Source organism: Proteus appendicitidis (assembly GCF_030271835.1).
GTDB classification, from domain to species: domain Bacteria; phylum Pseudomonadota; class Gammaproteobacteria; order Enterobacterales; family Enterobacteriaceae; genus Proteus; species Proteus appendicitidis.
In genome coordinates this window covers 1392757-1416315 of the sequence record NZ_CP127389.1, presented here as the reverse complement: position 1 = coordinate 1416315, position 23559 = coordinate 1392757, and the positions used below count along the sequence as shown (strand labels likewise).

The window sequence follows — 23559 nt, the reverse complement described above, 5'->3', positions numbered from 1 at the left end:
TTACTTTTAGAATGTTATAAATAATAACTGACGATAAAAAGAGTAAGTCCTTTTTACTCTTTTTGTTAAATAACTTTCTCGTACAAAAATGATCCTGACTCTGACTTTTTATGATAATTGCTTAACCTGTCATTCATAATTTTTATTGGGTCACAAAAATTAAGTGTTCTATCGAATAACGTTAACTGTGGTTGAGCTAATAAACATAAACAAGCTTGAGCGCCCACTTCGGTCACTAAAAAAAGAGCTGTTTCATTTCCTTCTTTTAATGAAGCTTCTACCACTTGAGACAAATAAGGGTTGATTTGATTATTGTTAACTTCAAAATACCAACTCTTAGGCATCAGTGGTTTTAAAAAGCGATGGGCTATTAATGCATTTAACGCTAATTCAGCTCTTGATTCTGATGGCATATCTATTTGGCGAATTTGCTCATCGTATCCATAATAAAGAGCTGCATCATCAACGGTAAAAGATGCTGATTGTTGAGCGCTCTCACTCAACATTTTGCTTGGAAAGCGGGAACGAAAAACCATCCCATTTGCTAAATCAAGCATTAATTTTTGTTGCTCAACATCAAAATACCAACGCCAGCGATCATCGGGTTTTATTATCACTAATTAATCCCCCTTCGATTCATTACCCTGTTTTATACTCTAACAAACAATCAAAATTAAATGACCTAAATAAAATATTTAATATCACCTAACAAAAACAGGATTCATTTTACTATTAATTAAGCACAATCAGTGCAATTTAATAAAAAATAACCAACTAGGGGCAATATAAACGAGTTAGGGGCAGAAGAAAAGCCCCTAACTCATTATTAAATGTATTTAGATATGATTAATTATAGATTTGATAAGTGCAGGACCTTGATAAATGAATCCTGAATAGACTTGAATTAGAGAAGCACCCGCATCCATTTTTTCTCTGGCTGCAGTTAATGAATCAATTCCACCGACACCAATAATAGGTAATGCACCTTTTAATTCTTCATTTAATTGTCGAATTATTTGTGTACTTTTTGATTGTACCGGGCGACCACTTAATCCCCCAGCTTCATTACAGTGATCTAATCCACTGACTAATGATTTATCTAATGTAGTATTTGTCGCAATAACACCATCAATATGATGACGAACTAAGCTATCTGCAACTTGAATTAATTCTTCATGTGTTAAATCAGGTGCAATTTTAACAGCAACAGGAACATATTTTTGATATTTACCCTGCAACTCTAGTTGTTTATTTTTAATTGCTGATAGCAGATCGTCTAATGCTTCACCATATTGTAGTGTACGCAAACCTGGGGTATTTGGTGATGAGATATTGATTGCGATATAACCGGCATGAGCATAGACTTTTTCCATACAAATCAGATAATCATCTTTGCCTTGCTCTACTGGAGTATCTTTATTTTTGCCGATATTAATACCCAGCACGCCACCATAACGAGATTGTTTTACATTTTCAATTAAGTTATCAACGCCAAGGTTATTAAAGCCCATTCGGTTAATTAAACCTTCCGCTTCCACTAAGCGGAATAAACGAGGTTTATCATTTCCCACTTGAGGTCGTGGTGTCACTGTACCAACTTCAATAAAACCAAATCCCATTGCACCCAATGCATCTATACAATCACCGTTTTTATCAAGACCGGCAGCAAGACCTAGTGGATTTTTAAATGAGAGTCCCATACAGGATACGGGTTTAGAAGGAAGTGACTGCTGAATAAGAAATTGAAATGGGGAATGAGATAAACGTTTTAACTGACGGAAGGTAAAATCATGGGCACGTTCAGGATCTAGCCGAAACAATGCCTTCCTTACTAAGGAATAATACATACGATCTCCATTGAGAATATCGGGTATTAGGAATGATATGTCTACGACAATTTAAGCGTCGAGCATCATATAGATAAAAGCACGAAAAGTAAACGCTTCAATTTCACAATTCACCATAAAAAATCCCCAGACTATGAATTGAGTCCCATTTATTCTCTTATTGGATGAATGACCAGTCATACAACACAAATGGATTTAACTAACTAAAAAAATGAAAATTTAGGATTTTTTTCATATTTAGAAAAGGATGAAATAAGTAAAAATAGTTAAAAATAGCTCAAAGAAAACAATTAATTACATAAAAGCATAACACGAATTAGAAAACTCACTATTGTTGTCATCAAATAAAGTTAAATTTGGAAAGCAAACAGTGTGTAAACGTCGATGAATATTAAAAAAACGGAGACTATCTAGTGAAAGACCAAAACACACTCAGTACACACCTACCTTTACTTTCCAATATCCGCAAGCTCCTTAACCAAGGTCGAAAAAAGACTGCACAAGCAGTTAACAGTATAATGGTTCAAACTTATTGGGAAATTGGTCGTTTAATTGTTGAAGATGAACAACAAGGAAATACACGGGCAGAATTTGGCAAAGGAGTTCTAAAATCACTATCTACCGAATTAACTAAAGAATTTGGAAAAGGGTTTGATGCCTCGAATCTTCGTCATATGCGACAATTTTATCTTAAATTTCCAATTTGTGACGCAGTGCGTCACGAATTAAGCTGGACACATTACAGAACATTACTTCGCCTAAAAAATGAACACGCTCGTCAGTGGTATATTAATGAGGCAATAGCACAATCTTGGTCTGCTCGCGCCCTAGAAAGGCAAATAGGGGCTTTATACTATGAGCGCTTACTTTCAAGTCAACAGAAAAAACAAGATATTTTACCTATATTAATTGAAGGTCAACAAAAAGCCTCAAGCCTTGAAACTTCAGTCAAAGATTACTTACGTGATCCATACATTTTCGATTTTCTCGGCCTACCGAGTAACGCATTACAGGAAAATAAGTTAGAACAAGCTTTAATTGATAACCTAAAAGAATTCTTACTTGAACTTGGTAAAGGATTTGCTTTTGTCGAGCGTCAACAACGCATTAACACTGATGATGGTGATTATTATATTGACTTAGTATTTTATAACTTCCACTTAAAATGCTTTCTACTAATTGACTTAAAAATGCATAAGCTCACTCACCAAGATGTTGGACAAATGGATATGTATGTACGAATGTATGAAGAAAAAAAACGCCGTAATGATGATAATCCAACAATTGGTCTTATTCTTTGTACTGAAAAAAACCACACGGTAGCCCAATATTCAATTCTTAATGAAAGTAAGCAATTATTTGCTTCAAAATATATGCTAGCACTACCAAGTGAAACAGAGTTAATTTCAAAACTAGAAGAAGAGCGTCAGAAATTACTTGAACAAAAAAATCTAGAATAAAAAAATCACGCTGTATTTATTTTCTATCGTTATTAGCTGCCTATTAATCAAGCCAAATATTCACCATAAAAAATCCCCAGACTATGCTGGGGATCTAATTATCTTGCTGCTTTTATACTATTTACTCACTCATAAAGTGATATAAAACGTAATATTAATCAGCTAACGCCTTGGTAATTTTCTCATATAAATCACCAGATAAATTCTCAAGTTCTTTCAGTTTTAATAACTCTGCACGCATTTTTTCTTGGCGCGTTGCATCATAACGTTTTAAACGAATAAACGGTTCAATAAGGCGTGATGCAACTTGTGGGTTACGGCTATTTAAATCAGTCAGAATTTCTGTCAATAATAAATAACCTGAACCATCTTCAGCGTGGAATGCCACAGGGTTATTATTCACAAAAGCACCAATTAGCGCACGAGTACGATTAGGGTTTGCAAGTGTAAATGAGCGATGAGATAACAGACTACGTACTTTCTGTAGCACCTCTTTTGCTGGACTCATGGCTTGTAAACTAAACCATTTGTCCATTACTAAACCATCTTGATGCCATTTGTCATCGAACTCTTGTAATAACGCATCTTTACAAGGTAACTGAGCCATTACAGCAGCATTAAGTGCGGCGAGCGCGTCGGTCATATTGTCACTGTTATGATATTGCACACCAACAAGCTGATTGCCCGTTTGCTCATTTTCAACCGCTAAATAAGCTAAACAAACATTACGCAAATCACGTTTTGCAATATCATCATGATTAACACGATAAGCACCGATATGCATTGAATGGTAAACAGCAGAGAACTCGTCTGCCATTTCAGTTGCTAGTGTTTTACGAATAAAACCAAGCGCTTTATGGATAGCAACTGGATCAATAATACTAAATGATTCACCGGCTTCGACATCTGTTGGTAATGTCAGAATAAGTGCAGCTAATGCAGGATCGATATCTTTATCAAGTAATACTGCACGGAAAGCATCAACCACCATTTCAGGCAAAATGCAGCTTTCACCCTTTTGAACTCGAGCAACATTTTCTTTTATATAGCGACCTAATAATGCTTGAGCTGCATCCCAACGTGAAAATGCATTACGTGCATATTTCATTAAGAAAGAGAGTTGCTCATCCGTAAATGGATAATCAAGTTTTACAGGCGCAGAGAACTCACGCAATAAAGATGGGATCGGTTGTTCTGGCACATCGTCAAAAACAAACTGCTGCTCTTCACGTACCACATTCAATACATTAGAAATAGTTTGACCTTGTGAACGCAGTGGGATCACATTGCCTTTGGTATCATATAATTCAATATCTAATGGAATATGTAATGGCTGCTTTTCAGTTTGATCGGCTGTCGGTGGTGTCATTTGACTAACCGTTAAAGTGTATTGCTTTTTATTAGCATTATAACTGTCACGAACGGTCAGTTGTGGTGTACCTGATTGGCTATACCAACGACGGAATAAGGTAAGATCAACATTAGAAGCATCTTCCATTGCTTGAATAAAATCGTCACAAGTTGCAGCACTGCCGTCGTGACGATGAATATACATTTGAATACCAGCTTGGAATTGCTCTTCACCTAATAAGGTGTGGATCATTCTGATCACTTCTGAACCTTTTTCATATACTGTTAAAGTATAGAAGTTGTTCATTTCGATCACACTATCAGGACGAATTGGGTGTGCCATAGGGCTTGCATCTTCTGCAAACTGAGCAGTACGCATCACTCGTACATTATTGATACGATTCACAGAGCGTGAACCTAAGTCAGAGCTAAATTCTTGATCACGGAAAACAGTTAAGCCTTCTTTTAAACTTAACTGGAACCAATCACGACAAGTAATACGGTTACCTGTCCAGTTATGGAAATATTCATGACCAATAACAGACTCGATACCTAAGTAATCTTTGTCAGTTGCCGTTTCACTTTTTGCTAGCACATATTTAGAGTTAAAGACATTCAGCCCTTTATTCTCCATTGCACCCATATTAAAGAAATCAACAGCAACTATCATATAGATGTCGAGATCATATTCTAAATTAAAGCGAGATTGATCCCATGCCATCGCATTTTTCAATGATGTCATAGCCCAATCTGCACGATCCAAATTACCTTTATCAACAAAAAGCTCTAAAGCAACTTCACGGCCACTTTTGGTGATAAAAGTATCTCGTAATACATCAAAATCACCCGCTACCACAGCAAATAAATAACTTGGTTTTGGATGTGGATCTTCCCATGTTACCCAATGGCGACCATCATCCAGTTCACCTTGTGCAATACGGTTACCATTGGATAATAAATAAGGATACTGTTTTTTGTCTGCCGTAATTGTTGTGGTGTAACGAGCTAATACATCAGGTCTATCTAAATAGTAAGTAATATGGCGAAAGCCTTCAGCTTCACATTGTGTACATAATGCATCACCAGAAACATATAACCCTTCTAACGCGGTGTTAGCCGATGGATTAATCTCGTTAACAATTTTTAATGTAAATTGCTCTGGCAGTTGTTCAATGATGAGTTTGCCGTTTTCTTCTTTATAGTGTGTCCAAGCAACATCATTCACTGCGATTGATTTTAATGTTAAGTCTTCACCATCTAACACTAATGCTGTCGCATCTGAGTTTAGGCGTTTACATTGGCTTATCGCCGTAACCTGGGTGTTTTCTTTGTCTAAAATAAAATCAAGATGTAAATCGGTGATTGTGTAGTCAGGAGCACGATAATCTTTGCGAAATTTCGCGATTCTTTGTTGTGTCATAGAAAAAACCTTTTAGTTAACACGACTATTTAACGGTTATATTGCCAAAGCTTACCCGTCAAAAACCTGTTTAGCCAGTCGAAAATTCAATTGAAAACATTAAAAGTCAACAGAATGTTAATAGCTTATTAATATATGTAATCAATTTATTTGGTAAATGATGCTAATATACTCCCAAATTATGTTTAACGTGGTAAACTCATCTAAGTTTTACAGCTTGTTTTTATGTCGCAGAGAAATATTGTTGAATAGTGACGCTTTGTCGTCATATTCGGGTATACTCTCCAACCTTAACGATTTAGCAGACACAAAAACGCTCCGTGAGGATGCTTGACGCGCTATGATTTTAGACGCTACACCGATTATTACATCACTGTTGGATACCGATGCATATAAGCTCCACATGCAACAAGCGGTTTACCACCATTATAGTGATATTCCTGTCGTTGCTGAGTTCCGCTGTCGGAGTGATGAACGTCTAGGTGAATATGCAACAACCTTACGCCATCAAGTTAATATGATGGCAGACTTGTCATTAACGAATGAAGAATTTAACTATCTTCAGAGCCTCCCCTTTTTCAAAAATGACTATCTGCAATGGTTTAAGCATTTTCGCTTTAAACCTGAACAAGTCAAAATTTCAACAACAGCTGAAAACCAATTGTCGATCAGAATAACGGGGCCTTGGCGCGAAGTTATTCTATGGGAAGTTCCTTTGTTGGCTTTAGTGAGTGAAATTGTACATCGTACTCGTTCTCCTCAAATCACGCCTGATGACGCAGTTAATCAACTACGTAAATTAATTGATATCTTCTACCGTGATGCTGCAGAGCAACAGGTTGACTTAGCTGATTTTAAATTAATGGATTTCGGTACTCGCCGCCGTTTCTCTTATGATGTACAGTGTGCCATTGTGGATGAGCTAAAAAATCATTTCCCTTATCTTATTGGTACAAGTAACTATCATTTAGCTGAACGTATGCATTTGGCTCCTGTGGGAACGCAAGCTCACGAGTGGTTTCAAGCTCATCAGCAGATTAGCCCTGAACTGGCAAATAGCCAGCGTGCAGCCTTGCAATCTTGGTTAGATGAATATCCAGATCAATTAGGTATTGCATTAACAGATTGCATTACAATGGATGCGTTTTTGCGTGATTTTGATAAAGCCTTTGCAGAGAGCTACCAAGGTTTACGTCACGACTCCGGTGATCCGATTGAATGGGGTGAAAAAGCGATCGCGCATTATGAAAAATTGGGTATTGATCCAATGAGTAAAGTATTAGTCTTTTCTGATAGTCTCGATTTTCAAAAAGCACTGGTCCTTTATAAGCATTTTCATAAGCGCATTCGTCTAATCTTTGGTATTGGCACTCGACTTACTTGTAACATTCCTGAAATAACGCCTCTTAATATTGTAATTAAGCTGGTGGAGTGCAATGGTAAGCCAGTTGCTAAATTATCAGATAGCCCAGGTAAAACGATTTGTGACGACAATGACTTTGTTGACAAGCTACGCAAAGCCTTTGACGTTCCTCTTGTTAAACAGGCCTGTTAATTAGCTAAAAATCTTCATTAATAAAAGAAAGGGTAATAATTGCCCTTTCTTTTGTCATAACATCTGCTTTTATCAATATTTCATCTATTTTTATCAATTTATTTTATACAAAAGCTTTTCTCTTCTTTATTGACTCTTTAAACTAAAATTTCCTACTTGTTTCCTGCGCTATTGCAAGTAACATAGAAAAACTGTCCGACAGGGGCAGAATGAATTAACCAAACAATTATTTTAATTAAACGAAGAGAGATTTATTTATGATCGTTGCGCCTGTAGTCGACGTACTGCAAGGCCGTATCGCGGTTGGCGAAGACGTCACCGTTCGCGGTTGGGTACGTACAAGAAGAGATTCAAAAGCTGGTATCTCATTTCTTACCGTCTATGACGGTTCCTGCTTTAATCCAGTACAGGCCATCATTAATAATAATTTACCGAATTATCAAGATGAAGTGCTGCACTTAACCACAGGCTGTTCTGTGGAAGTCACCGGTAAAATTGTTGAATCTCCGGGCCAGGGACAGAACTTTGAAATTCAAGCCACTAATGTTGTTGTGGTAGGAATGGTCGATGATCCGGAAACTTATCCGATGGCCGCCAAACGTCATAGTATTGAGTACCTACGTGAAGTTGCTCACCTTCGTCCTCGTACTAACTTAATTGGTGCAGTTGCTCGTGTTCGTCACACATTAGCACAAGCACTACATCGTTTCTTCGATGAACAAGGCTTCTTCTGGGTTTCTACGCCACTAATTACAGCGGCTGATACAGAAGGTGCAGGTGAAATGTTCCGTGTTTCTACATTAGATATGAACAACCTGCCACGCACAGATAAAGGCGAAGTCGATTTCAGTGAAGACTTTTTTGGTCGTGAAGCGTTTTTAACGGTTTCTGGTCAGCTAAATGGTGAAACTTACGCCTCTGCATTAAGCAAAGTGTATACTTTCGGCCCCACATTCCGTGCTGAAAACTCAAATACCAGTCGTCACCTTGCTGAATTCTGGATGGTAGAGCCTGAAGTGGCATTTGCTGATCTTAACGATATCGCAGCTCTTGCTGAAAAAATGCTGAAATACACCTTTGCAGCTGTATTAGCAGAGCGTAAAGATGATATGGAGTTCTTTGCACAACGTGTCGATAAAGACGCTATCACACGCTTAGAGAACTTTATCACCTCTGACTTTGCTCAAATTGATTATACCGATGCAGTTACTGTGCTTGAAAACTGTGGTGAGAAATTTGAAAACCCAGTTTATTGGGGTGTTGACCTCTCTTCTGAGCATGAACGTTATCTTGCAGAGAAACACTTTAAAGCACCTGTTGTGGTGAAAAACTATCCGAAAGACATCAAAGCATTCTATATGCGTATGAATGAAGACGGTAAAACAGTTGCAGCAATGGATGTATTAGCACCAGGAATTGGTGAAATCATCGGTGGTTCTCAACGTGAAGAGCGTTTAGATATGTTTGATAAACGTTTAGAAGAAATGGGAATGAATAAAGAAGATTACTGGTGGTATCGCGACCTACGTCGTTATGGCACTGTGCCTCATTCAGGTTTCGGTTTAGGTTTTGAACGTTTAGTTGCTTATGTGACCGGTGTCGCAAACGTTCGTGAAGTTATTCCGTTCCCACGCACACCAAGAAATGCAGATTTTTAATTTAGTGATTAATTAGTATTCAGCTGGAAATTTGCATTGTTGTTTTATTGTACTAGTTTTACTTAAGTCAAGAAGCCAACCTCAAGGTTGGCTTTTTTTATGCATGGCTGTTATTTGATTCAAAAGTTCCCCCAAATACACACTTTGAAATACATAGTTACAATTTGTTACACTTTTTTCGTTTTTGTAGCAAATTGGGGGTAGATAAAATTTTTTACCAATGGAACACTGTCACCCGACACAGACGACACTTAACTCTCATAAATAGTTCCATAAAAATTAAGAAACTATTTCTGGCAGTGGCAAAGGTGTCTGAATAACACCAATGAGGGTAATAATAATGATGAAGCGCAATCTTCTTGCAGTGGTAATCCCAGCTTTAATGTTTGCTGGTGCAGCAAACGCAGCTGAAATGTATAACAAAGACGGCAACAAAGTAGACATCTACGGTAAAGTTGACGTTCGTCATTACTTCGCTGATAAAGATTCACATGAAAGCGGTGATGCTTCTCGTGCACGTATCGGTTTCAAAGGCGAAACTCAAATCAATAAAGATTTAGTTGGTTTTGGTCGTTTTGAATACGAAGTTAAAACTAACAACACTGAAGGTAGCGAAGGTAATGCGAAAACTCGTTTCGCTTACGCTGGTTTTAAATTCGCTGACTACGGTTCAATGGACTTCGGTCGTAACTACGGTGTAATTTACGACACCAATGCATGGACAGACGTACTGCCTTTATGGGGCGGCGACTCAATGTCACAAACTGACGTTTACATGACTGGTCGTACTGGCAACGTTCTGACTTACCGTAACACTGATATGTTTGGCTATGTTGATGGCTTAGGTTTTGCTCTGCAATACCAAGGTAAAAACAACGAAAACACCAACAATGCACGTCAAGGCTCAAAAGCTAATGGCGACGGTTTCGGTTTCTCTACAGCTTATAACTTAGGCTGGGGTGTAACTCTGGGTGGTGGTTATTCTAACTCTGCTCGTACTTCTGCTCAACAAGATGGCGTTAACGCGACAGCTCGCGGTAGCCGTGCAGAAGCATGGAACTTCGGTGGTAAATTCGAAGCTAACAACGTTTACTTAGCAGCAATGTACGGTGAAACCCGTAACATGACTACTTATAAAGACGGTATCGCTAACAAAACTCAAAACATCGAGTTAACTGCACAATATGACTTTAAAGATTTAGGTCTGAAACCATCTTTAGGTTATGTTCAATCTAAAGGTAAAGATTTAGATGCTAATGGTGCTTCACGCGTTTCTGATGCTGATTTAGTTAAATATATCTCTGTAGGTTCTTTCTACAAATTTAACAAAAACATGACTGCAGTTGTTGATTACAAAATCAACCTGCTGAAATCTGATAATGCTTTAGGTCTGAACGACGATAACGTAGTTGGTTTAGGTCTGACTTATCAGTTCTAATTACCGCTTATAGGTAATTAAACAGTCAAGTTAATTGATTTGAAAAGCAACACTTCGGTGTTGCTTTTTTATTTGCACAATTTAACCATCACTTCCCTATTTGCCTCTTTTGTACCTAAACCAATCGCACTCAACTAATTTATTAAATGCAATAACTTCCCTTGCCTCTCTTTTTTGAAAATCAAAAAAGTTTATCCCACTAAACAATTATGTCTTTTTAGTGATTATTTTTACATGTTAATGTAATCACAGGATATTCACTTATTTACATCTTGATTTGCTATTTATTCTCACTTAGTTCACAACTTCTTGTTAATTTCACTACAAACAGTTGGCAAAAAGCCCTCATAGCGTTACTCTTGATACTCATATTTCGGCTTCGTTTTGAGCTTAGGGAACAATTACACTATGTTTGAGAAAATCATTGCTGCACCAGCCGATCCTATTCTGGGTTTAGCTGATAGTTTCCGTTCTGATCCTCGTGAAAACAAAATTAATTTAGGAATTGGTGTTTACAAGGATGAGACAGGTAAAACACCTGTTTTAACCACTGTTAAGAAAGCAGAAAAATACCTGTTAGAAAACGAAACCACTAAAAACTACCTTCCTATTAGCGGTATCCCTGAATTTGGCAATGTGACCCAAGCACTTCTGTTTGGTGAACAACATCCTATTATTACTGAAAAGCGCGCACGCACAGCTCAAGCACCGGGTGGTACAGGTGCTTTACGTATTGCTGCAGATTTTATTGCTCAACAAACCACAGCAAAACGTGTCTGGATCAGTAATCCAACTTGGCCTAACCATAATAATATTTTCCAAACTGCAGGTCTTGAGATCTGTAATTATGATTATTATGACGCAGAAAATCGCGGGTTAGATTTTGACGGTATGTTAGCAAGCCTTGCAAATGCACAGGCTGGTGACGTTGTCTTATTCCACGGTTGCTGTCATAACCCAAGCGGTATTGATCCAACAGAAGAACAATGGCGTCAATTAGCGACATTATCAGCAGAGAAAGGCTGGTTACCTGTTTTTGACTTTGCATACCAAGGTTTTGCCCGTGGTCTTGAAGAGGATGCACAAGGCTTGCGTCTCTTTGCAGAAAAGAATCCTGAGCTTATTGTTGCTAGTTCATATTCTAAAAATTTCGGTCTTTACAACGAACGTGTAGGCGCATGCACCATTGTTACCAAAGACAGCGACACGGCTGAAAAAGCCTTTAGCCAAGCAAAAGCAATTATTCGTGCAAACTACTCAAACCCACCAGCACACGGCGCTTCAGTGGTAACTACTATTCTTTCTAACCCAGAGTTAAAAGAAGAGTGGATTGAAGAGCTGACAACCATGCGTGAACGAATTCAACGTATGCGTCAATTGTTAGTGACTACACTACAAGAAAAAGGCGCTAAACAAGACTTTAGCTTTATTATCGACCAAAATGGTATGTTCTCATTTAGTGGTTTAAATAAAGAGCAAGTTGAGCGTTTACGTGCTGAATACGGTATTTATATCGTGGGTTCAGGTCGTATTAACGTTGCAGGTTTAACCCTTGAGAATATGGTTCCACTGTGTGAAGCCATTGTTGCAGTACTCTAATTGCCTTCTAAAGTGTAATTAAGATAAATGCCACGTTATTAGCAACGTGGCTTTTTTATTGGCATAAAAGAAAAAAGAAATATAAACCACACTTTTTTATTTATAAAAAAAGCTCTTTATAATAAAGAGCTTTTCGTTAATTAATGGATATTATCAGTATTACCAGATTGGCATTTCATCTTGTAAAAAAGGATTATATTGTCGTTCGTGCCCTAAATTAGACATAGGTCCATGTCCCGGAATAAACAAATAATCATCGCCTAAAGGTAAAACTTTATTTTTGATTGAAGCAATAAGATCGGCATGGTTTCCTCGAGGGAAATCGGTACGACCAATACTTTCTTTAAATAACACATCTCCCATAGAGATAAGTTTATTCTGATGATTTACAAAAATAATATGTCCCGGCGTATGACCAGGGCAATGTAAAACAGATAACGAAATTGTTTTACCAATTGTGATAGTATCGCCTTCATTTAACCAGCTATCTGGTCTAAATGATTTTCCGCAAGGGAAATTAAACATACGGCACTGTTGTTCTAATTCTTCTAATAAGAAATTATCATCTTCATGAGGACCGTAAACAGGAACATTGAAGTGCTCAACAATTTGTGAGGTGCCTGCAATATGGTCGAAGTGCCCGTGTGTTAATAATACTTTGGTCAATGTTAATTGGCGTTCTTCGATTTGCGCAATAAGCGTTTCGACATCGCCACCAGGATCAACAATTGCCGCTTCCTTCGTTTCATCGCACCAAATAAGGGTGCAATTTTGCATATAGTTTGTCACAGGTACAATGTGATACATCATGAATCACTCCACTCTATTATCTAATTCTCAATAGATTACCATGAGCGGACTGGTCCTGTATCAATATGCACAAAATTACTTCTTGGATAATAGCCTACACCACCTGCTTTCATTCTTAATGCAACTTGACGCACTTTAGAAAGATCAGTGCCGAGTAAACGAAAATCCATTGCTTGTCCACGCGTGTGATAGCTCTTCTTTGCCACTCCGCTACTACTATGACGTAGATTATTATTCGTTACTAAAGAGCGATAACCTGAAATAAGCTCTACAGGTTTATTGTTATTAAGCATCACTTGCAATAAATAGATTTGGTCAAACAGTGCGGGATCAATGGTTTTGATTTTGTTTTGACGATAATCTCTAAAAAGGTGGTTTAATTTAGCAAGTTCCTGTTTATTATAACGTTTCCCATCAAAAAACTCGGCTTTAATAGTTTCGCCAGTATTTAAATTATTAAAGCGAAGGATTTTTGGTCGAGGTGTCGCTAATGAAGCAAAAGCATGAGAAGGCAATAACCCTAACCCCACTGCGGCCATACCAAGCCCCAGCCATTTACGGCGATGTGAATCAATAATATCCATAGTATATGCACTCAACAATTATTTCAGAAGGAAGAACCTTTATTATGACAATATTTTTCTCGAATTGTTTCTTATAGTTTGTATAGTATTGTAAATAACACTTCCTTCCAATTTAATGCCATTAGTAATTTTATAAGTTTAGTTATTTATACTAAATTCTATTTTTATCATTCTATTTTTAATAGAAATTTTAAAAATATTTTATAATTTATTATATTTTTAACCATCTTATAAATAATCAGAATAAAGCCTCATCATCTTATTGATTTATATAAAATAAAGGGCAGCCGATTGAGCCACCCTTTATTCAATTTATATTTATTTATATTAAAAGTATTTCTTAATATTCTCTAAATAAGGTTGTGAATTGATCGTTATTTTGTCATAACCATAAATATCTGCACGATATTGAGGTGCATTTTCCGGAGCCACCCATGCTGTTTGATAATATAAATAAACCGGAATCCGTTCAGGAATTGGCGCATATTGTGTTGAACCACGTTTTAGTGCCGCATCAATTCTATCTTGTTTCCATCCAGCATCACCCAATAAAATTGAAGCAAGTTCAGAGGCCTTATTAACACGAATACACCCTGAGCTGATTGCCCTCATATTTTTTGCAAACAGTGAATGATTTGGTGTGTCATGCAGATATATCGCATCTGAATTTGGCATATTAAACTTATAACGACCTAATGAGTTTGTTGGTCCAGGAGCCTGCCAAATTCGGTAAGGGAAGTTATTAGCACTCATATTTTGCCAATCAATATCGTAAGGGTTAATAGGATAAGCATCATTCCCCCACCCTGAATAAATGGTATATCCCTTACGACTAAAGTAACTAGGATCTGCTTTACCTCTAGGTACAATATCTTTACGAGTCATGCTTATTGGCACATTCCAAGGTGGATTAACCACGACATTATTTAGCGCACTACTCATAATCGGTGTTTTTCTATCAGGGCGACCAACAATAACTTTTGAGTCGAGAATAAGCTCGTTATTGGCATAAAAGTAGAGTGAGAAATCAGGAATATTAACCCAAATTCCAGTGTTACCAACAGCAGGCGTTAGGCGAAGACGTTGAATATTTAATGCCATAATGCTAGCACGCTGTGCTGGCGTTATATTTAACCACACTCGCGTTTGTCGCCCAATAACACCATCTGGCTCCAATCCATGGGCAGTTTGAAATAATTTAACAGCCGCAACTAAAGACGGATCATAAACCGTTGTCGCAATTTCCTGCTCGTTTGCTGCCAACTCAGGAATTAATTTTAAATTACGTAAAATTTGTCTCAGCGGTATAACTTCTTGTGATGATTGATTTGGCTTTAATGATGTCGTTCCTTTCATTTCAGGCCAAACAACTGAATCATGTAACTGCTTTCGTACTTCCTCTTTCATTAAGGCGTAATAAGGATGAGACGGTGCATAAGAAATAATAAAGCTACCTAAAGTGTTATTTTGAATATTTTGCTGTAATTCCACGACTGATTTATCAGTTGGTGATGGTAATGTTTGAGTCACATCACGATACAGTAAAGATATGCCTGATTTATTTACTTGCTCAACAAAACTGATATAGCCTAAAAAAGCATCTGATAAAATAAGATCACGCGCTTCTTTTGTTAATTCAGGCGCATCTAATTGTATTAGCCATTGCCCAAACTGAGGTTGGGTTCCCGACATCGCCACTTCAGCAATTTGTTGCTGTAATTGCTGGACTATTTTTTCATCTTGCCAGATTAATGCTAAGTCATTTGCTTGGTAAACTTTTACTAGCTGGTTTAAATATAACGGTTTATATCCCGGCTGGCTCCATGACTGTAGTTTTGTTCTTACTGCTAACTCAGTCAATGGTGGGGCTTTCATAACCACAGTTGCAGGTGCTGGCATAATTTCATTATTCACAGGAACTAACGTCGTGTTTTCTGTTTCGGGTGCAGATAAAGTCACCGACTCTGTTTCTGTGGCTATTGCATAATGACTAGAAAGGAGTGTACCTATAACAACTGAATATGCGATTGCTCTTTTAATTGGTTGATACGTCATAAATCCTCTACCCTCATCCCTTATTATTATTTTGGTATCCTAGAATATTAGATGAGCTAGGCAAAGAGTTTTATAGGAATAAACTAATATTTTTAAAGTTTTGTAAGCCCTTGATAGAAATTTAATTTTATTTAATCAAAAAAAGACTATTTAGCTATTTTTATATTCAAATATATAATTTAAGTTAAAAGCACAATAAAAGAACAAAAGCAGACATACTGAAAATAAGCATTTAGGAAATAATAAAGAATTATGAATGGATAAATAAGATTATTTAAATGGAAGGTATTTTAAAATAGAAAAAGGCGCAGTTTCCTACGCCTTACAAATAAAGGTAAACAAAGCGTAAAGATTAATACTCTGAATTGATAACCACTTCTTCACCAAACTGACCTGCTTTTGGCAGTGGTTGGTAAGAAGAGTTAGCAGCACGCAGAATACGAATACCACGGATATTCAGTTCATCTGCTGCTGCGATATCAGCATCAGCATCACCGTAGTAAATTTTCAGTTTGTGATCACGCATCCAGCTTACTTTGTTATTTGCGCCAGGTTGGTCACCAGCAAAAATAACAGGCTGCATTTTATCAGCAGGAATATTTAAGCCTTCTTGTACATATTTGGTCACAGTCTCAGTTTTAGTTTGAGTACGACCCGTAATGAAATAAACAGTATCCCCACGTTTTAAGTGCATCTGAACAAGATCGATACCGACTTGTTTAGGCATACTGAATTTATCCCACTCGTTATTCATTTTTTCCCAGAATTCTGGGTTTTTCAAGTAGCTGAAATCGTTTGGAGAGTATTCTAGTTTACCACGGTAGAAACCAGGGCTTGAGAATAGAACGGTGTCATCAATATCAAAACCAACCGCCATCGGTGCTTGACCTTCAAGGCTTTTTTCAATATCAGCAACAGAAACCCAATGAATTGGTTGTTGTTGTGCGAGTTGTGCAACAGTAACACCTGGGCTAACAACTTCTGGCAGATGTACTTTTGCCATTGCTGCGCCGTTTAAGCTTAACGCTAAAGCAATTGCACTAAAAGCTAACGTGACTTTACGCATTCTTTTTCCTTTAAATTTTTATATTAATCACATACGGTAATAATAATAAACATCATAATTACATTTAAATGAGATATGGCGCACGTTATACCACTTAAAATTTCATTTTTTTGTTAATTTGCTTTCATTTTTTGATCTATGTAACACTTTAAAAAAAGAAGGCGCTACAATCATAAGCCCGTAGCGCCTTTATTCTTACCCCTTGGGGCTGATAATCGAATAAAATTATTCTGTTATTTCAGCAACATTTGATGATGCAATTTTATCTTTTTCAGCCTGTTGACCAAAACCTTTTAAGCCAACAACATGTACATGTTCAGTGCCATTGAACACTTTACGTACTAATTTATAGGTTGTTCCTTTTTCTGGGCTGATATTTTCTGGTGCCGCAATAATTAACTGCATATCAAGGCGATCGCAAAGCTCAAATAGCGTTGCAATAGATTTCGCATCTAAACGCGCCGCTTCATCAAGGAAGAGTAAGCGACAAGGAGAGATATCTTTTCCTCTTAAGCGTCGTGATTCTTCTTCCCAGCTTTGTACCACCATCACCAGAATTGACATCCCCGTACCAATCGCTTCACCTGTTGATAAAGCACCACTTTCTGCTTTTAACCAACCTTCTGGCCCACGATTCACTTCGACGTCCATTTCAAGGTAATTACGGTAATCTAACAGCTCTTCACCCACGGTTTGTGGCATACGTTGACCAATATCCACTTGAGGGTTTAAACGCTGATAAAGCTTCGCCATTGCTTCAGAGAAAGTAAGATTTTGGTTTTTAAATAGATCTTGATATTGGTTATCTTCTTCAGATAACACATCCAATAATACTTGATGACTTTCACGAATATTGACATTGAGTCGGACACCACGCACCTGACCAAATGAAACCGCTTGCAAACCTTGGTTTAACATACGGATACGATTTTGCTCACGCTGAATAGTTTTACGAATAATATTCGCGACACTTCGTGAACTAATCGCTAATTTTTGCTCACGGCTTGTTAACTCTTCCGTTAAACGAGCAAGTTCGATTTCCATCTGTTCAATTGCATCAACCGGATCATCCGTTTTAATGATGTCTTGGCGGATACGCTCTCTTAAATGCTGGTATACCGCAATAAAGAACTGAACTTTACGATCAGGGTATTTTGCATCTTCTGAGCGACGTAACGCATCACGTAAATATTCATTATCAGCAACCGCTTGGCGTAAAGCACCTAACGCTTTATCCGACATTGAGCGTAGTTCATCAGCAGAAAGATAAGCAAAGTCTCGTCGATGTAAGCGACGCTCCATACCATTTTCTTTCACTAATCGCATAACCGCGCACCAACCCGCTTTTGCACTCACAACATGCTCACGAATTTGAATGTAGTCACGTTCAAGTTTACGAATTTTCTTGGTTAGGTTATCTCGCTCAGCTTCACTCAGTGCGATATCTCGCTCAAGTTGACTAATACGCGCGCGGTTTGCACTTACCGCAGAATAGCGTTGATCACGCAGCTCTTTAGCTCTTGTCTCTGCACCAATATCGATATGAACGCCGGTATCACGCATCTCTTGCTCAAGTTCTCTGAGCAATTCAGATTTAGTGTCAAAGGAGCTTTTTAATGATGCAAGTACTTGATTAAATTGAGCGCATTGTGCTTGTTGCTGACGATAAAGTTCTCTTGCTGTAGCACGTTCTGTTTCTGCCATTTCTAAACGGTGACGTAGTTTCTCATTGAGATCACTATTTTCACTGACAATCTCAACGGCGTCACTATAACTAAAGTGTGGGCGGCGCTGTACCACTTCCACCAGCAAGAAAGCCTGTTGTTGATAATGTTGTTGCTCTGCTTTTGCTTGCTCGTAATCTTGCGCTAATTGTTCATGCGCTTGTGGATCACTTTGCAAAATTGAAGCGATAGGCTCTAATGTTGCTAATGCTTTTTCGTGGCGCTGTAAGTGACGCATTGACTCTTCAGCGGCATACAGCTCTTCACGTAACTCTTCAACACGATCAATTAGAGTTTCATCCATCAAGATATTAACTTGAGGAATAAGTTTATTAAGAAGATTCAGCGATTCTTTAGTCCGCGCATAATGTTGACGCTGTTGCTGAGTACTCTCTTCGTATTGCGCTAAAGCTCTTTCTAGCTCGTTACGTCGTTGATTCAACTGACGAATATTTTCTTCAGGATCAGCCTCAAATGCCACAGAAATATGTTGTCCCACAAACTGACTAAAGGCATGGTGAGCACGTTGGATCTTCTGTACATCAAAAGCTTGTGTTGCGTAAAGCTCAGCAAGCTCATCACGCTGACGTGATAAAATTTCTAATTGATTTTCACGCGCTGCTCGACCAAATAGTGGGATTTCAGGGTAGCGAGAATAACGCCATTGTCTATCTGAACTTTTGATAAGAACGGCTTTATCCATCTCTTGAGCATTAAATACACTATCATCGAAAGATTGTGGGTCGCCTTCAATAAAATAGAGATCTTCAGGGCAATCTTCTAATGTTTCTAATTGCTCCTGAACTTGAGATAAGTCTTGCACAACAATTGCATGACGTGCAGGACCATATAATGCAGAGAAATAAGGCGCATCATCTAACGTAATATCATCATAAATTTCTGATAATAAAACACCATTAAAACGTTCCGCTAGCGTAATTAAGCGCCCATCTTCAGCGCCACTTGGCTGACTTAAACGTTCAATTTGCGCTTCAATCTGTTGTTTGCGAGTTGCCGTTTCATCACGTAATACTGTTGCTTCACGCTCTTTTTCAAGTAACTGTTGCATATATTCTGTTACTTGATGACCCGTTTCAAAAGATTGACGAGTCTGTTCACATAATTGCGTTAACGCATCTTGTGCCGCAAGCCATGCTGGTGCTTGTTTTTTCAGCTTTTCAATTTGTTGTTTTAGTTGATCTAGCTCCTGACGCATTTGCATGCGGTGTTCACCAGACTCATTAACATAATCGCTAAGCTCTTCAATTTTGGCTTCTAATTCATCTTGAAGAATTAACAAATCATCAGGCTCCATCGGTTTGCCATGATATTTATTAAACTCTTCAAGTTGCCGCTCTGCGTTATTTCGTTGATGTAAACGCTGTTCTAATTCAGCTAACTGCATACGAATAGGATGAACCCTATCCGCTTGATGTCGATGAGAAGACCATTCACGCAATGCCGTTTTTGCCGCATCCCATGCATTTTGACGTTCAACTTCACCGACAATTGAACTTACCAGCTTATAGGCTTGGTCAAATTGCGTTTTAGCCGCTTCAGAAACATTGAGTTTCTGCTCCATAGAAAGCAATGAATGTGTAATGGTTTGAATTTTAGCCTGAATTCGTTCAGCCCATTGTTCAGCATTCGTTTCATCTAAATCATCAATACCACATTGTGCTTTAGCACGCTCTAAAGCCTGTACAGCTTGACGATATTGAATTGCACGAGTTTGCTGCACATCTAATGCTTGCTGATAATCCGCTAACTGATTTTTCAGTTCATCAACTTCTTCTTCTGCTGCTCCTACGCGTTCTTCAAGCTCTTCTTTCTTAGATGTCGCTTCTTCAACCACTTCACTTTGTTCTTCTAAGCGAAAAGTTATTTCTTCAACATCAGCAACATAGCGGTCAATTTTTTCTTGTTGGCGAACCGCATTTTGCACTAAGTTTAGTCGGTCGCTTGCTGCTTGATAATCCGCTTCAAGATCTGAAGATAACGATTGTTGCTCTTCTAACTCTTTACCCATTTCAACAAATCGATACGCTTCGTTATTAATGGATTTACGCTGACTCCATAACTCACGACGCACGGTTAAAGCTTCATCAAGATGAACACGTCGTTCATTGGCATGGCGCATATAGTCAGCGGCAACATAAGATGTCGCTTCTGTAATTAAATGCTTAAATAAGTCACGATCAGATTGAGTGACGCGAATAGCTTCAAGCGTCATTCGGTTTTCACGTAATGCCCCTTCCATATCTTGGAAAGCTTTTCTTACACCACTATTTTCAGGTAGTAAATAATCACGTAAAGAGCGTGTAATCGCACTTGAAATACCGCCATACAATGAGGCTTCAATTAAACGATAGAATTTGGCACGATCACTTGCTGAGCGTAAACGTTTAGGAATAACCCCTAAATCAAACATCACCGCATGGAAATCAGTGATAGAGTTAAATTGTCTAAAAACAACCCCATCAATGGCTTCAACTTTTTCTTTTAATTCATTCAGCGGTAAAACACGGGCTTGGCGATCTGCAACAGCTTGCGTTAAAATTTCTGTTGGGTTTTCTGCCATTGGCAGCCCTTGGATCATAAAGGGTTTGATATCAACTTTCTTATCACGTCCTGCAATTTGCTGTAAACGAACACCGACCACAGCACGTAAGTGGCGCGAGTTAATCACATCTAGAACGGCATAACACACACCCGGACGCAATTTCCCGTATAACCCTTTATCACGAGATCCACTTGTCGATCCTGCTTCTGTGGTATTACGGAAATGAAGTAAAGTAAGATCAGGGATCATAGCTGTAATAAATGCAGCCATAGTGGTTGATTTACCCGCACCATTACCACCTGATAACGTAGTCACCAACTCATCTAAATCAAAAGTACGAGCAAAGAACCCATTCCAGTTGATAAGTGTTAATGAGCGAAATTTTCCCCGTTCAATCATTTATTTTCTCCCTCCGCACCCTCTTCACTGGATTGTAATTGCTCATCTTCATTTTCTTCATCATCGTTAAGTGTTTCTGAGCTATCTTCAAGCGCCATTGCTTCACCATCTCGGATCATTCGCATTTGAGCCTCAAGTGGAGAATCGCCACTACGTACATCAGCACCAAAACGGAAAACAGATTCTGTGATCGAGAAACGCTGCATATCATTTAATAAAAATGAAATCATGCCCAAGCGACGTAAACGATTTAAAGAGGTTCTCATTTTTTCTTGTAATTTTTGCAAATCAAGATCAGAACCTGTTGAGCGTTGATTCACTAAACGTAAAAGTTTATTTTCATCTGCTAATGTTCTTAATTCATCAAACAGCTCTTGAACGGTGAATATTCCCTGATTTGCTAATCGCTCAGGGCTAAGGTAAAGATAACAAAGAATTTTCCCCACCAGCATATCCATTTCAGAGAGGACAGAGCGTGGAATAAGTGTGGTTGAACGAGGTCGCAAATAGAAGAAACCTTCTGGCGCTCGAATTAATTCAACGTTATAACGCGCATAAAAGTCTGATAACTCATCTTGAAAATCCATCAAAAAGGCATGATTATCCAGAGAGTCTATACCGATATGGCGACCTGCACGTAACTGGCTATCCAGTTCAGGAAAAAGTGAGTTCGCTAATGCCTGCGCCAGTTTTGCTGGCATAAATTGTTCAGTATGTATCGATGACATGCGCTTGCACCTTAGCTCCATATTCGTTAATTTCTGACCATTTTGCAGGTAATCCTGCTAGCTCAGCTTTCGCTATACCTAATCGTACGGCTTGATCAATGACAATACGTGCAACATCGAAATGTTTCTGTTGCGGATAACGATTAAGGTATTCAACTAACACTGAACTGAGATCTAATGCTCGTTGTTCTAATTTGTAAGAAGCAAGCTCTTGTTCTACCCATTGTGCTATCTGTTCGTTCACTTCACTGAACATTTGATATTCAAGCTCTTCGGGTAACTCCCCCGTGACTTCGTCATCACGTAGAGCCAGTTCTTCATCACGCATATCAAACAACCGATCAGCATTAGCGTAAGTTAATGCCCATGGGCTGTCGAAATAGTTTTGTACAGATTGACGTAAGCGGCGAGAGAAAATACGATTTTTATCCATATCAATCGCTGTACGAATAAATTTATGGACATGTCTATCGTATCCAATCCATAAATCAATAGATTGCTGACCCCAACTAATAATGCGGTCTAACTTACTTTGAAGTTCAAACACGAGTGTATCTATTTGCTCAACATGACCCGTATTCATGTTTGCTTCCTGAATACGTAAGAGATTGGCTTGAAGTTTGTCGCCGGCTGCTTCAAGCGTATCTTGCAGCTCTCTTAATGTACCGGATGTTTCAGATAATAGCTGTTCACAGCTTGAAATAGCCGCTTGCCAATCTTGATTTAATAACGCAGCAATATCTTCTTTTACTGTATTTTGCTGCTCATCCATAATTCGCTGAGACAAATCAATGCTATCGAAAATTTCCGCTACTGAATATTTTAAAGGCGCGAAAACATTACGATGCCAATGATATTCATCACCGCCATCTTCAGCAGAGCTAGCCGCTGAATCAAGCTCTCCCGCCACAATAGAAAGTTGCATAGATAAGCGCAATGATGAAAATTCGCGTTGGCGAATATAATAATCACTAATTCCAATCCCCAATGGGGTTAAACGGTATATTGCATTACCTTCTACCAATTCACTGGTAAAACGGTTAAAAAGTCGCTGCTTTACCATGTCATTAATGGCATTATTCGCGCGAACTTGTATTGATTCTGCGGGTTGTTCAAAGCCTTTACATACTTCTCTAAAGGCATCAATTAACTCCCCTTCACTGATTTCGCCATCAAGGCGCTCGCTGTTTAATACAGCGACAGCCATCAAAAAAGCTAATCTTTCTGGTGGCAGTGAGATTGAGAAATCATTTTTTCTCGCCCAAGACACTAACTCAGGAACGGTCTGGGTAAAATCACTCAT

15 protein-coding genes are annotated in these 23559 nt (G+C 38.2%); 5 read left to right on the top strand and 10 right to left on the bottom strand.

Annotated features, from left to right (window positions below):
• Positions 1-65: 65 nt before the first annotated feature.
• Both QQS39_RS06440 and pyrD read right to left on the bottom strand, forming a co-directional pair.
• Complete coding sequence (locus QQS39_RS06440; protein ID WP_151434721.1) at positions 66-617, bottom strand: cell division protein ZapC; 552 nt, start codon at positions 615-617, stop codon at positions 66-68.
• 219 nt (positions 618-836) lie between these two features.
• Positions 837-1847 (bottom strand): quinone-dependent dihydroorotate dehydrogenase, encoded by a 1011-nt coding sequence (gene pyrD, locus QQS39_RS06435; protein ID WP_036912193.1) that lies wholly within the window; start codon positions 1845-1847, stop codon positions 837-839.
• A gap of 413 nt (positions 1848-2260) precedes the next feature.
• On the opposite strand from pyrD, the gene QQS39_RS06430 reads away from it, so the two are divergent.
• The gene (locus tag QQS39_RS06430) at positions 2261-3307 is read left to right on the top strand and encodes a PDDEXK nuclease domain-containing protein (protein ID WP_285805582.1); all 1047 of its coding nucleotides are present in this window, start codon (positions 2261-2263) and stop codon (positions 3305-3307) included.
• A 154-nt stretch (positions 3308-3461) separates the two neighbouring features.
• Here the strand turns inward: QQS39_RS06430 and pepN are convergent, their stop codons facing one another.
• Positions 3462-6077: an aminopeptidase N gene (gene pepN / locus QQS39_RS06425; protein ID WP_285805581.1), complete on the bottom strand. Its 2616-nt coding sequence runs from the start codon at positions 6075-6077 to the stop codon at positions 3462-3464.
• Between the two features lie 340 nt (positions 6078-6417).
• Between pepN and pncB the strand changes: the two genes are divergently transcribed.
• The 4 genes from pncB to QQS39_RS06405 all read left to right on the top strand — a co-directional run bounded on the left by pncB (position 6418) and on the right by QQS39_RS06405 (position 12327).
• Positions 6418-7632, top strand: a complete 1215-nt coding sequence (gene pncB / locus QQS39_RS06420) for a nicotinate phosphoribosyltransferase (protein WP_285805580.1) — start codon at positions 6418-6420, stop codon at positions 7630-7632.
• Positions 7633-7889: 257 nt separating this feature from the next.
• Complete coding sequence (gene asnS, locus QQS39_RS06415) at positions 7890-9290, top strand: asparagine--tRNA ligase (RefSeq protein WP_151434718.1); 1401 nt, start codon at positions 7890-7892, stop codon at positions 9288-9290.
• A gap of 340 nt (positions 9291-9630) precedes the next feature.
• Entirely contained in the window at positions 9631-10728 is a 1098-nt protein-coding gene (locus QQS39_RS06410; RefSeq protein WP_285714138.1) for a porin, read from the top strand.
• A gap of 408 nt (positions 10729-11136) precedes the next feature.
• Positions 11137-12327, top strand: coding sequence for an amino acid aminotransferase (locus tag QQS39_RS06405; RefSeq protein WP_072069660.1), 1191 nt, complete (start codon positions 11137-11139; stop codon positions 12325-12327).
• 159 nt (positions 12328-12486) lie between these two features.
• On the opposite strand, the gene QQS39_RS06400 is transcribed toward QQS39_RS06405, so the two are convergent.
• The 7 genes from QQS39_RS06400 to mukF form a co-directional block, all read right to left on the bottom strand.
• Positions 12487-13137: an MBL fold metallo-hydrolase gene (locus QQS39_RS06400; RefSeq protein WP_151434717.1), complete on the bottom strand. Its 651-nt coding sequence runs from the start codon at positions 13135-13137 to the stop codon at positions 12487-12489.
• 35 nt (positions 13138-13172) lie between these two features.
• A complete protein-coding gene (gene mepK / locus QQS39_RS06395) occupies positions 13173-13721 on the bottom strand; it encodes a peptidoglycan L,D-endopeptidase MepK (RefSeq protein ID WP_151434716.1) in 549 nt (182 codons plus the stop codon).
• Between the two features lie 327 nt (positions 13722-14048).
• Entirely contained in the window at positions 14049-15776 is a 1728-nt protein-coding gene (gene ldtD, locus QQS39_RS06390; protein ID WP_285805579.1) for a L,D-transpeptidase, read from the bottom strand.
• Positions 15777-16128: 352 nt separating this feature from the next.
• On the bottom strand, positions 16129-16842 hold the full coding sequence (gene aphA, locus QQS39_RS06385) for an acid phosphatase AphA (RefSeq protein WP_151434714.1): 714 nt from the start codon (positions 16840-16842) through the stop codon (positions 16129-16131).
• Positions 16843-17067: 225 nt separating this feature from the next.
• Positions 17068-21528 (bottom strand): chromosome partition protein MukB, encoded by a 4461-nt coding sequence (gene mukB / locus QQS39_RS06380; RefSeq protein ID WP_151434713.1) that lies wholly within the window; start codon positions 21526-21528, stop codon positions 17068-17070.
• Positions 21525-22256, bottom strand: coding sequence for a chromosome partition protein MukE (gene mukE / locus QQS39_RS06375; protein WP_196570117.1), 732 nt, complete (start codon positions 22254-22256; stop codon positions 21525-21527). Before mukE ends, mukB begins: the two co-directional genes overlap by 4 nt.
• Positions 22237-23559, bottom strand: a complete 1323-nt coding sequence (mukF, locus tag QQS39_RS06370) for a chromosome partition protein MukF (protein ID WP_151434711.1) — start codon at positions 23557-23559, stop codon at positions 22237-22239. Before mukF ends, mukE begins: the two co-directional genes overlap by 20 nt.